This is a genomic window from Methylobacterium sp. WL19 (assembly GCF_008040005.1).
GTDB classification, from domain to species: domain Bacteria; phylum Pseudomonadota; class Alphaproteobacteria; order Rhizobiales; family Beijerinckiaceae; genus Methylobacterium; species Methylobacterium bullatum.
The window spans coordinates 1-5,315 of sequence record NZ_VRVC01000209.1; the positions used below are offsets into that span (position 1 = coordinate 1).

The following is a 5,315-nucleotide window of genomic DNA, read 5'->3' on the forward strand; positions in this document are numbered from 1 at the left end:
GCGCGTCGCCCTGGCGCGCGCCCTCGTCAGCCGGCCGGGCCTGCTCGCCCTGGACGAGCCCCTCGGCGCGCTGGACGCCCTGACGCGCATCGACATGCAGGACATGATCGAGCGGATCTGGCGCAACCAGGGCTTCACCGCCATCCTCGTCACCCACGACGTCGCCGAGGCGGCGGCCATGGCCGACCGCATCCTCGTGGTGGAGGAGGGCCGCGTCGCCCTCGACCTGACCGTGGACGTGCCCCGCCCGCGCCGGCGCGGCGACCCCGAACTCGCGCGGCTGGAAGGCCGTATCCTCGACCATCTGCTGAAGGACCGTGCCCCGGTCTGATCCCCGGACGAGCGCGATTCCACCGGCACAACATCAGGAGCATCCCATGACCGCAGAGACCGACGTCCTCTGGTTCCTTCCCACCCATGGCGACGGCCGCTACCTCGGCGCGCAGGAAGGCGCCCGCGACGTGTCGCTGGCCTATCTCCGCCAGATCGCGCAGGCCGCCGATGAACTCGGCTATTACGGCGTGCTGCTGCCCACCGGCCGTTCCTGCGAGGATTCCTGGGTCATCGCCTCGGCTCTCGCCGCCCTGACGAAGCGCCTGCGCTTCCTCGTGGCGGTGCGTCCCGGCCTGCAGGAGCCGTCCATGGCCGCGCGCATGGCCGCGACCCTGGACCGGATCTCGGACGGGCGCCTCCTCATCAACGTCGTCACCGGCGGCGATCCGGTGGAGCTGCGCGGCGACGGCGTCTTCCTCGATCATGACGAGCGCTACGTCGTCACCGACGAGTTCCTGCATGTCTGGCGCGGGCTGATGTCCGGCGAGACGGTGAATTACGAAGGCAAGCATCTCAAGGTGGAGGATGGCCGGCTCATCTTCCCGCCGGTCCAGAAGCCCTATCCGCCGCTGTATTTCGGCGGCTCCTCGCCGGCCGGCATCGAAGTCGCGGCCGAGCATTGCGAAGTCTACCTGACCTGGGGCGAGCCTCCGGCGGGCGTCGCCGAGAAGATCGCCAAGGCGAAGGAAGCCGCCGACCGCAAGGGCAAGACCTTCTCCTACGGCATCCGCCTCCACGTCATCGTCCGCGAGACCGAGGGCGAGGCCTGGGCGGCGGCCGAGAGCCTGATCTCGCGCCTCGACGACGAGACCATCGCGCGGGCGCAGGCCACTCTCAAGCGCCAGGATTCCGTGGGCCAGAGCCGGATGATGGCGCTGCATGGCGGCGACCGCTCGAAGCTCGAAGTCTCGCCCAACCTCTGGGCCGGCGTCGGCCTCGTGCGCGGCGGCGCCGGCACGGCGCTCGTCGGCTCGGCCGATCAGGTGGCGGACCGGATGAAGGAATACATCGATCTCGGGATCGATCGCTTCATCCTCTCCGGCTACCCGCATCTGGAAGAAGCCTACCGCTTCGCCGAACTCGTCTTCCCGAAGCTGCCGCTTCGCGCCACCACCGGCGTTCCCCCGAGCAACGCCCGCAACAACGGCCCGTTCGGCGAAGTCATCGCCAACGACATCGTCCCCAGCCGGCGCATCGCGGCGCATTGAGGGAGAGCATCGCCTCTCCCCGCTCGCGGGGACAGGGCCGCGACGACCCCGTCGTCTTCGCGGCGAGGCGGCAGCCGACGGTGCGGGGCTGACGCCGAAGGAGGTTTTTCCGGTGAGTCCCCCTCACCCTCGTTCCGGCTTCGCCTGCACTCACCGGATGCACGACAAGGTGCATCCGGTCCTCTCCCCGCCCGCGGGGAGAGGCGGCGCTCTCACCGGACACCTGTTCCAAACGCTGTACGAGGACATTCCATGCCCCGTTCCACCGCGCGCACCCTCTCCCCGCCTCGGCAGACGACCCTCGCCTTCCTCACCGCCCTCGCGTTCCTGATCCTCGGTACGCTGCTGGCGCGCGCCGAGGACAAGGTCATCCGCATCGGCTACCAGAAATACGGCACGCTGGTCCTGCTCAAGGGCAAGGGCCTGCTGGAGAAGAAGCTGGCGCCGCTCGGCTACCGGGTGAGTTGGGCCGAGTTTCCCTCGGGGCCACCGCTGCTGGAGGCGTTGAATGCCGGGGCCATCGATCTCGGCTCGGCCGGGGAGGCGCCGCCGATCTTCGGGCAGGCCAACAACCCGGATTTCCTCTACGTCGCCCACGAGCCGGCGGCTCCGTTGGGCGAGGCGATCCTCGTCGCCAAGGACAGCCCGATCAAGACCGTCGCCGATCTGCGCGGCAAGAAGATCGCCCTGAACAAGGGCTCGAACGTCCATTACTTCCTGGTCGAGGCCCTGGCTAAGGCCGGCGTGCCCTACGAGGCGGTGACGCCGGTCTTCCTCGCGCCCGGCGACGCGGTCGCGGCCTTCTCGCGCGGCGCCGTCGATGCCTGGGTGATCTGGGACCCCTTCCTCGCCTCGGGCGAGCGGGCCACCGGCGCGCGGACCCTCGTCAACGGCACCGACATCGTGCCGAACCGGCAGTTCTACCTGTCGACGCGCCGGTTCTCCGACGCGAACAAGGAGGCGCTCGATACCACCCTCGCCGCGATCGGCGAGATCGACGCCTGGGCCAAGGACAACACCGACGCGGTGGCCGCCGAACTGGCCCCCGCCATCGGCATCCCGGCGCCGGTCCTCACCGTGGCCCTCAAGCGCCTGACCTACGGCGTGACTCCGCTGGACGCGGCCGTGATCGCCGATCAGCAGAAGGTGGCCGATACGTTCCACCGCCTCGGTCTGCTGCCCAAGCCCATCACCGTCTCCGACGCCGTGCGGAAATCCGGGAGCTGATGGGGCTCTACCGTCTGGCCGGCGCCGGCATGAGCCAGCGCAGGACGAGATGGGTCGTCCCGCACAGGACGAGGGGGATGACGACGAGAAGGCTCGTGAACCAGGCCCAGGCCGGCATCATCGTCTGTGCGACGGCGTCGCTCATGCCCCAGACGTAGTTGATGTTCACGGGCGTGAGCCCGGCATCGGGGCGCGGCCCGGGCATCAGGAAGAAGCACACCAGCAACACGGCGATGGCGAGGCCGGACCACGCCGCCCAGGCGCGCCGGTCGTAGCCGAGGCGCCAGACCAGGTAGACGAGCAGGAACGGCAGCCAGCCGTGGAACAGCGAGAGCCCGCGCAGGAACAGCGGGTTCTCGGCCTTGAACATGTAGGCGGTCATGCCGGTGAGCGGCACGCCCACGAGTTCGGCGACGAAATCCGCCACCCACAGGATCTGCGGCGCCAGGATGCCCACCGTCGGCATGGAGACGAGGAGCGGGCTCTCCCGCCAGATGCCCACCAGGGTGAGCAGCAGGGCGACGTCGCAGAAATAGAGGAAGTTGGTCGGCCCGTACCAGCTCCAGTAGACGGGCACGAGCACCGCCATGAAGGCCGTATAGGCGAGCTTGAGGGCCAGCGGCAGGCGTTGTGCGCTCGCCGGTTCGAGGGATGAAGCGACGTCGGCCAGGGCCGCTTCCGCGACGGCGAGGGGATCGGTCGCCGGGACCATGCTGCCGCTCATGTCCGATCCTCATTCATGTCCGCCGCCCCTTCGTCCGTCGAATCACTCGGCCGCTCGGAAGCTTGGCCGAGCCGGAGGACATACGAATTCGCGCGCATTGGGCGTGACGTGCCGCACGCGAGGATCGCCGCCGTTGCAGGAGCCACCCCTTGCTTCGAGAGGATGGATAGAGAGGAAGTGCCGAGCTTGCCAGTCAAGTCGGGGGTCGGTTAACTCAGCTTGGCAGGCAGCTCGTTCGCCGGAGCGTTGTGCCGTCGGGCCACAGGACAGGAAAGTCCGGAATCATGACGATGGACGCTGGGAAGGCCGCTGCCGGCGGGATGGACGAGAGTGCCCGGCTCGGTGGCAGGACGGGGCGTCTCAGCCGCCGTTCGTTCCTGGCCGGCTCGGCCGCCGGGTTCGGCGCGCTGGGGCTCGCCGGTTGCGCGACGACCGACGGCCTGATCCTCGCCGAGGCGGCGAAGATCTACGGTCCGATGCCGGACGAGAAATTCCCGATCCCGGCCACCGACATCAGGAAGGTCGACCCGAAATACTATCGCCGGACGGTGCGCTACGAAACCAAGGAAGCGCCCGGCACGATCATCGTCGACCCCGGCAACTTCTATGTCTACCGCATCGAGGAGGATGGGGCCGCCACCCGCTACGGCGCCAATGTCGGCCGTGCCGGGTTCCTGTGGAGCGGTGACGCCTATGTCGGCCGCAAGTCCGAATGGGCGACTTGGACGCCACCCAAGGAGATGATCCAGCGCCAGCCCGAGGTGGCCAAATACGCCCGCGGCATGCCGGGCGGCCTCGACAACCCTCTCGGCGCCCGCACCCTCCACCTCTACCAGAACGGCGCCTACACGCTCTACACGATCTACGCCTCGAGCGAGCCCGACTCGATCGGCTCGGGCATTACGAGCGGCTGTGTCGGCCTGCTCAGCCAGGACATGATCCACCTGTATTCGCGGACGCCGGTGAAGACGAAGGTGGTCGTCCTGCCCGCGTAGGGAAAAGGGGCCGGCCCCTCACTCCAGCCTCACCACCACGCTGTCGCTCGCCCCCGACGCGTCCATCACCGAAATCCTGGCGAAGCCCGCGCCGTCCGGTGCCCATTCCGACTGGCGCCGGGCGCTCTCGGCGACGGGCAGGCTGTTGACCATCCAGGTGAGGGGCGGCACCCCGCCGAGCGCCTTGAGGGCGAGGCTCGGCGCGGGGCCGGGCTCGGCGAGGCCGAGATCGATCCGGGCGCCGTCCGGCGGGTAGGCGATCTTGAGGGCCGAGCCCAGAGCCGCCGAGAGGGTCTTGGGCACGTCCTTGCGGATGTGGCGCAGGGGCGGCGGCAGGCCGGCGGTGGTGGTCACCAGGGCGTCGCGGGGCATCGGCACGGAATCGGGCTCGCCGCCGAAGCGCGAGAACGCGTCGAACAGGATCGGCGCCGCGACCACGCGGCCGACGAGACCCGGCACGGCGTTGCCGTCCGGCCGCCCGACCCAGACCGCGATGGTGACGCGCCGGTCGAACCCCACCGCCAGGGCATCGCGATAACCGTAGGAGGTGCCGGTCTTGAACGCGATCCGGTTCGGCAGCGCGTTCTCCGGCGGGGGCGCCCCGCGCAGGGTATCGGCGACGTACCAGGCGGACACCGGCTCGGTGACGCGCAACTCCGGCGGGGGCGATGCGGCCGGCCCGTCGAGGCGGCGGATCAGGTCGGGCACCGAGCCACCCCGGGCGAGGCCGGAGAACAGCCGGGCGAGGTCGGTGAGGGTGATGCCGAGGCCGCCCAGAGCCACCGGCAGGCCGGGTGCCGTGTCGCGCGGCAGGTCGATCCGCGCGCC

At 69.8% G+C, this 5,315-nt stretch carries 4 protein-coding genes and 2 pseudogenes; 4 read left to right on the forward strand and 2 right to left on the reverse strand.

The window, feature by feature from the left end; all coding sequences use genetic code 11:
• The 3 genes and pseudogenes from FV220_RS23965 to FV220_RS23975 form a co-directional block, all read left to right on the forward strand.
• Positions 1-331 (forward strand): annotated as a pseudogene (locus FV220_RS23965) (ABC transporter ATP-binding protein); the annotation flags it as partial.
• A 46-nt stretch (positions 332-377) separates the two neighbouring features.
• Positions 378-1,541 (forward strand): FMNH2-dependent alkanesulfonate monooxygenase, encoded by a 1,164-nt coding sequence (gene ssuD / locus FV220_RS23970; protein ID WP_056143646.1) that lies wholly within the window; start codon positions 378-380, stop codon positions 1,539-1,541.
• 252 nt (positions 1,542-1,793) lie between these two features.
• Complete coding sequence (locus FV220_RS23975) at positions 1,794-2,768, forward strand: sulfonate ABC transporter substrate-binding protein (protein ID WP_056143641.1); 975 nt, start codon at positions 1,794-1,796, stop codon at positions 2,766-2,768.
• Between the two features lie 7 nt (positions 2,769-2,775).
• Here FV220_RS23975 and FV220_RS23980 read toward each other — a convergent pair whose 3' ends face one another.
• On the reverse strand, positions 2,776-3,492 hold the full coding sequence (locus tag FV220_RS23980; protein ID WP_187273524.1) for a hypothetical protein: 717 nt from the start codon (positions 3,490-3,492) through the stop codon (positions 2,776-2,778).
• Positions 3,493-3,776: 284 nt separating this feature from the next.
• On the opposite strand from FV220_RS23980, the gene FV220_RS23985 reads away from it, so the two are divergent.
• Positions 3,777-4,487: a L,D-transpeptidase gene (locus FV220_RS23985; RefSeq protein ID WP_056143639.1), complete on the forward strand. Its 711-nt coding sequence runs from the start codon at positions 3,777-3,779 to the stop codon at positions 4,485-4,487.
• A gap of 18 nt (positions 4,488-4,505) precedes the next feature.
• Here the strand turns inward: FV220_RS23985 and FV220_RS23990 are convergent.
• Positions 4,506-5,315 (reverse strand): annotated as a pseudogene (locus tag FV220_RS23990) (penicillin-binding protein 1C); the annotation flags it as partial.

Coding starts and splice junctions, on each gene's coding strand:
- FV220_RS23980 (WP_187273524.1), bottom strand. CDS start 3,492: ATGAGCGGCAGCATGGTCCCGGCGACCGATCCCCTCGCCGTCGCGGAA.
- ssuD (WP_056143646.1), top strand. CDS start 378: ATGACCGCAGAGACCGACGTCCTCTGGTTCCTTCCCACCCATGGCGAC.
- FV220_RS23975 (WP_056143641.1), top strand. CDS start 1,794: ATGCCCCGTTCCACCGCGCGCACCCTCTCCCCGCCTCGGCAGACGACC.
- FV220_RS23985 (WP_056143639.1), top strand. CDS start 3,777: ATGACGATGGACGCTGGGAAGGCCGCTGCCGGCGGGATGGACGAGAGT.